The sequence below is a fragment of the uncultured Anaerovibrio sp. genome (genome assembly GCA_902786545.1).
In the GTDB taxonomy this organism is placed as follows: Bacteria; Bacillota; Negativicutes; order Selenomonadales; family Selenomonadaceae; genus Anaerovibrio.
Genome location: CADACU010000072.1, coordinates 1 through 6,711, shown reverse-complemented (window position 1 = coordinate 6,711; position 6,711 = coordinate 1). Strand labels below are relative to the sequence as shown.

Here is a 6,711-nt window from a genome sequence, read left to right as displayed (position 1 = left end):
GTAGGTGAAGGTGCCACTTATCTGGTAACGGCAGTTATAATTGTAGCCTTTGGTTGGCATTCTGCTTTCCTGTTGCCGGGCTTGATTTGTGTGGTTCTGGCTTTCATCATGTATTATTTTATGCGGGACCGGCCGGAGACCTATGGCTTACCTAGTGCCAACGAATTTGAGGGGGAGGCTGTACAGGAGAAAAAAGAGCAGTCTGTTTCCAAGAAGGAAGCCCAGATGATGGTACTGAAGAATCCCTATGTATGGTTGTTGGGCATTGCAGCAATTTGCCTGGGTATTTCCCGGTACTCCATCAGCAGCTGGGGAGTTATTTTCCTCCAGGAAGACAAAGGATTTGATTTGGTAACAGCCGGTAGTATCATGTCCTTGTCACCGGTATTGGGCGGTATCGGTGGCTGTCTGTCCGGTATTATTTCCGATAAGATTTTTAAATCCCATCATTCCGTTACAACCATAGTTTTTGGTTGCATCATGTTTGCCGGTATTTCTGGGGTTTGTCTGGTACCGGCTGGTGAGCCGACAATGGCAGCGCTTTGTGTGGCTGTATTCGGTTTCGGATTAGGTGGTTGTCTTAGTTTTGTTGGTGGTCTGTTGGCTGTTGATCTTTGCCCGCGTAAGGCAACGGGAGCCGCCATGGGAGTTATTGGCTTGATGGCTTACGGCGGGGCTGCACTGCAGGATGTGGTAAATGGCTTCCTGATGTCCTCGGCTCAAACAATGGTAGATGGACAAATCACTTATAATTTTGATATGATAATGGCGTTCTGGATGGGTTCAGTTGCCGTTATGACCCTGCTGGTTGTTCCAACTCTTTGGGCAAAGAAAAATAGCAAAGAGGAAACGGCAGCCTGATGGGGAGGATACAAAATGAGTACAGTAAACATTGCTAACGGACCGTGGCTTTTGGCTCCAACACCGCATACAATAACCATAGTTTGGGAGATGGAGCAGCCGGAAAAGCTTCAGTTAGTTTATCAGACGGTCAATGGCAAACAATATTGTATAACCCCGGAACAGGAACGGGAACCAGACTGCCCGGATAATCCGGCGGGGTACTGCCTGTATACTGCTGTATTGTCTGACCTGCAGCCAGAGACGGAATATGAATATGCAGTTTGCGCCGAGGATGGCGAGCTGTTAAGGGCAAGTTTTACCACTTTGGCGGAGAACCCGGAACGTATTCGGTGTGTCACGGTATCCGATTCTCATCTGTTCTATACTAATGAAGCATTTAAACAAATGCTCAGGGAACAGCGTCCGGAGCTTTTATTACATGGTGGTGATATTTCCTTTGGTACTGGCTATCAGCACGAGCAGTATGTGAACAACTGGTTTGCCCGGTTGCCGGAGGAATTGCGTCGGCTGCCTGCTTATCATATTGTAGGCAATCATGACGATGGACCATTTTATGATTTGCTTTTTGCCTCCCGGCAGGCTAAGACAGTAAATTCTCCGGATGGTGGATTTACTTTTTCTTTTGATTATGGTCCGGCCCATATCGTTATGGTGAACAGTAATCCTTGGGGCCTGTTTGAGATGAATGCGGTGAATTCCGGCCAGGTGGCAGACGATTCCCTGCGGCAGCAGATTCGTAACACTTTGGAATGGATAGAAGGGGATTTACGGAGTGAGGCAGCCCAAAAAGCCTCCTGGCGGGTATTGATTACCCATCATCCATATACGGACATTTTTAACAACCGTTATATTGTGCCTTTGGCAGAACGCTGCGGCGTAGATTTAGTCATTGGTGGGCATCTCCATTATTACATTAAATCCGTTTCCGTAGATCCGGAGGTGGGAGCTCGGACAGTCTATGTCTGTCAGGGCAGTACCCAGGACCCTATGGCAGAGTTTGATGTAGGCGGTGACGACAAGCGGCTTTTGGGAGATTTTCCGGAAGTAGTGGCTATGGGCAATAGCAACTATGGCATATTGGAGGCTACTTCGGAAGAGCTTCTATATAAGATTTATGGTTTTCAGTCAGGACAGCCGGATAAGCTGGTGGATACAGTTCGCATTACCCATGCAGCTCCGCAGGTGGAGGTGCTGGCCCCATCTATTCGTTGCCTGAATGGCAGTGGGTTGATGGAGATAAGGGCTGTAGCCTGGAATACTGGTGAGGGGCTGGCCACGGTAGTATTGCCGGTGGAGGATGATGGCGTTCGCCACGAGATTAATCTGTTCGGGGAGCCGGAGGAGAGCCGGGTAGTATTGTTGCAGCCCAAGGAACGGCGTCAGATTGTGGCGTATTATCAACCCCGGGGAGAATGGCGACATAAAATAAGTGTTCTGGGGGCGGAGCAGGATGTGGATATAATTGATGCTCCACAGATAACCTATGAACATCAACGGGCGTTTATTGGTGAGGGGACAGAGGCGGATTGCCTGACAATTAGTGCTGAAGCCATTAATCATTTATACAAGACCCTTACGGTGGATGTATCATTACATATAAATACTGACTTGGTGGAAACCAAGCGAATTACCTTCCGCCCCCATGAACGGCGTTGCGTAGAGTTTAGCTACCATTTTCAGCGGGCTGGTGAATATAAGGTGAGCTTGGGAGGCTTGCCACCCAAGACGGTTTATGTGGAAGGTGGCATCCAGGCGGTGCCACGCATTGCCGATCGGTCCGGCCACGGCCATGATGCCCTGTTGCATGGCAGCCCAAGAGTTATAAATGAACAGGGGAAAACCGTGATTTATTTGGATAATTATGGTGATTATATTGAAATCCCGGCTAATCCCGATTTGGTGGCGAAGGAGGGCTTTACCGGCGTGGTTAGTGCCAAGGTAGAGCGCTTGGCCGAACCGGATGAAATGAGTCATAATCCGCTCATGGTTCGCGGCAAATCCGTGGGCTGGGGGGCCACTTACTTTATGCGCATGGTAATCGAGCGCCAAGGAGGCCTGAAATGGGGGACCTGTCATGGTATTACGGAGTATTCCTGGCAGGGCGGTGAGGCCGCTGTGGGAAGATGGGCCCAGTACACCTTGTCCTTTGATAAGACCCAAGGGGGCGTATCCTATGTGGATGATGAAGCGGTGGCTCACATTGCGGGAATTGATGGGGAGGTTCAGCTCCGTCAGTGGGATACTGAACCAATTTTTGTGGGTTATTCCTACATTGGCCATGTTATTCCCGAGCTGGGACGGCCAAAGTATTATACTCATTTGCCGGCAGCCATAAGTCAGGTGCGGTTTTATAAAAGAGGCTTGACAGCAGCAGAGAACCAACAGATTGGGCAATCACCGGATCAGTTGGGACCGCAACAGGAAGCTTTGGCGGTATGGCTGGATTTGGATAATATTGCAAATACGGGACAGCATATTACTGAATGGCGGCATCCTGCAGTATATTGTCAGGAATATTTAAGTGAGAAAAAGTATTGGCAGTATCAGATATTAAAGGCCAAAGTCAAGGTGCCGGAAGGAACCGATCTGCGGGCTGTGGTGGAGGTATCCGATGATGAAACCTCTATTAAAGGCCGCTTGGAGATAGTGCTTCGGGACGGTGAAAATGTGATAGATTTGACCATATTGCCTCAAGCCCAGTTCCTGCGCATCACCACGGACTTTAGTGCGGCAGTTGGTTCCAAGGGAGTATTTGCTCCGGTGGTGGAATCCTATGAGGTAGCAACAACTAACGGAGTGGATGAATCGACGATGGTTTGGTCAACTCGTCCGTCCTGGGAAAAGGGGCGTATGCTGGGGGCTATTGGTTTTGAATCGCCAGATCGTTTAAGGGAGTTTCCGGAGTATACCGATGTTATTCATGGATAAAAACTAAACAGTGCTTATAGAGATAAAAAATCGCAAAAGATAGTATGAAATGTAATACGGAAAAAATCGGACTGGCTGGCACAGTCCGATTTTTTGTTTAAAGTGACAACTTTTTGCTAAAATTCTTATTTGATTGCCTTAATTGACAGAATATTTTCTACAATATCTTGCGATAAATAAGGGGGCAAAGATATGAATAATTGCTTTTTGATACAAATATCGTTGCAAAATATGAGCAAAACATATACAATACGAATAGAAAATTAAAAGGGGTGATTGGATGAAGCAGATTACCCGGTGGGCGTCAATAATATTGGCAATGCTGGTTTTGTTGAGCTGTGGTCTGGGCGGCAGAACCAGAAGATGGTATACAGGTACTTAAGTTTGACCGCATTGCCGGGACGGCTAATATGCCTAATGAATATCGGGATGCATCCAAAGGGAAATTTAAACGATCTCCCGATGACATTTATCCTTCAACGGAAGGTTTAAAGGAATTGCGTATATCCGGCAGCAGCTTTTATGCCAAAAATGAGTTTAAGGAGTTGCTGAAGAAGATTCCAGCGGTACCAAAGGATATCGTGGTATTGGATCTTCGTAACGAATCCCACGGATATATAAATGATCACGCTGTTAGCTGGTATAGTCGCTATAAAACCTTTAATAAGGGTTTAACTGCCCAGCAGGTAGATGAACGGGAGAAGGGCCTTTTGGCAGCAGTTAAACAGGCTGGTGTTGCGGATATTGCGGTACAGGCCAAGGACAAGGGCGTAGTATTCAAAGTACCGATTAAAGTGGATTCCGTCATGACGGAGAAGGAATTTGTAGAGTCCATGGGGGTAAAGTATTTCCGGATTCCGATTATGGATTATTCTGCACCCACCAGGGCAAATATTGACCGCTTTGTGGAGTTCTACAAGAGCTTGCCGGCCAATGCCTGGATTCATGCTCATTGTGAAGCAGGTGTTGGTCGTACAACCATCACACTAAGTATGGTGGATATGCTGCATAATGCTGATAAACTCAGTTATGATGAAATAATGACCCGCCAGGTGTTGATGGGGGGCCAGGATGTTCGTAAATCAGCGGACAAGGCCACTGATCCGTACAAGAAAGCTAATTATCCGAAACGGGCGGAGTTCACTCGTCGGTTTTATGATTATGCCAAGGCACATCCAAAACTGGATATAAGCTGGAGCCAATGGTGTGATCAGCAGGGATATACGGATTAACTAATAGCAAATATAGGCATATAACGCTGACGAAGCCTGGGGGTATTGGCGTCGTTGGCTGATATGATAGATGTCCCCAGGGATATCACCGAACTTATTTCTAATTTATTTACTAGAATATAAAAGATGGGGGAGAAAAAATGAAAAAGATGATGAGCAAACACAAGATGCTGGCTTGCCTGGTAGCAGCCGGTCTGGCAGTTAACTTGGCAGGTGGATCGCCAGTTGAAGCCAAAAAATCTGATGACGCTTCCGCAGCTACTTTGGAGCAGCAAATGACTGAGCTCCAGGCCCGTATGGCTGAGCTGGAGGAACAGCTTAAAGCGGTAAAGGCCAGTGAAAAGGCTACCAAGGAGCAGCTCAAGAAGTCCAGCAAGGGCAAGAACGGCAAGGTTGTTTGGTCAGGAAGCACCAAGTCCGGTTTGGAAGTTGAAACAAACAAAAATAACAAGCTGAAGTCAGAGTTCCGTCTCTATGGCGATGCCGATATGGGTGATGGCTGGGCCACCAATTTTGGTATCAAGATTAAGTCCACCACCGAGGATGCCCATGACAATAAATATGGTTATGGGTACGAGAAAAACAAGATTTTGCTGAATGCGGCCAATGTAAGCAAGCAGTTTGGTAAGTTTGGCGATGCCAACACCGGTAAGATTACCATCGGTACCATGAAGGCCAAGGTCGGTGAAGGCCTGTGGATTTCCAAGGGTGGTACCAACCAGTTCCTGGGCGAATATAACATCACCAAGAATGATATATTCCGAGCTTCTTATGGCTATGATGCCCATGATTATCTCGGAAATGAGTATGATTTTGAATATGAGCTGGATAAGGATGGAAATCTTGTAAGATATGAAGGACCAGTTCAGACTCGTCTGTTGCAGTTCTATGAATATAGACATACCTTTGCCAACAAGGGGAAAAACAGATTGGTTGATCAGTATGCTGGATTGTATTGGGGTAAGCAGCAGCCTGAGACTTATTTGGGCATTTATGGCCGTACGCCAATTGTTGGCAAGCTGTGGGCTACCGGTGAGTGGGCCCGTAACAGCAACACCGATAAGCCGGCCAAGAATCACCATGGCTACGGCTACAGTTATATTGGCGCTAACAAGGCTACTACTGGTTATGCCTTTGAGCTTCACTATGGCAATGCCAAGAAAGCAGGTGACTGGGAGGTTGTTTTGAGCTGGCTCAAGGCAGATCAGAACATGTTCATGAATGATAAGTACACCTCTTATGATGATTATCTCAGTGCAGATGGTTACAAGGGCTTTGGTGCTGAGCTCAGCTATCAGCTCAGCAAGGCTGCCAAGCTGTCCCTTATCCGGTTCTGGGGTCACACCGTTTCCGATCCGGACAATCTAAAGAAGGGCAAGGCAATTGGCGAGGAAACCAAGAATCAGGTATACCTCAAGCTCACTACCAAGTTCTGATGCTATAACTACAGGGCGCCTGTGCCTGGTCAGGGGGCCGGGTACAGGCAGCCATAGGGATATACTGGTTTAAAATCACAAGTAAAGGAGTGTAACTATGTTCAGACACAAGAAATCCCTTGTTTCTTTAGGCTTGGCAGTGATGATTGCACTGCAGTTCTCGGCAGCCGGCTTGGCTAAATCTGATGATTCGGCCAGTAAAAATGCAGATTTTAAGGCACCGGAGCTTGCCCTAAAGGTTGACCGGTATG

General features: G+C 47.3%; 4 protein-coding genes. All 4 read left to right on the top strand.

Annotated elements, in window-relative coordinates; translation table 11 throughout:
• Nucleotides 1-861 (top strand): MFS transporter (locus QZV24_RS09955; RefSeq protein WP_294523409.1); only part of this gene is annotated, 861 nt, incomplete at its 5' end.
• Between the two features lie 15 nt (nucleotides 862-876).
• A complete protein-coding gene (locus QZV24_RS09950; protein WP_294523408.1) occupies nucleotides 877-3,792 on the top strand; it encodes a metallophosphoesterase in 2,916 nt (971 codons plus the stop codon).
• Between the two features lie 338 nt (nucleotides 3,793-4,130).
• On the top strand, nucleotides 4,131-5,024 hold the full coding sequence (locus QZV24_RS09945; RefSeq protein ID WP_294523407.1) for a protein tyrosine phosphatase: 894 nt from the start codon (nucleotides 4,131-4,133) through the stop codon (nucleotides 5,022-5,024).
• Nucleotides 5,025-5,164: 140 nt separating this feature from the next.
• Nucleotides 5,165-6,460, top strand: coding sequence for a hypothetical protein (locus QZV24_RS09940; RefSeq protein ID WP_294523406.1), 1,296 nt, complete (start codon nucleotides 5,165-5,167; stop codon nucleotides 6,458-6,460).
• Nucleotides 6,461-6,711: the final 251 nt, after the last annotated feature.

Coding starts and splice junctions, on each gene's coding strand:
- QZV24_RS09950 (WP_294523408.1), top strand. CDS start 877: ATGAGTACAGTAAACATTGCTAACGGACCGTGGCTTTTGGCTCCAACA.
- QZV24_RS09940 (WP_294523406.1), top strand. CDS start 5,165: ATGAAAAAGATGATGAGCAAACACAAGATGCTGGCTTGCCTGGTAGCA.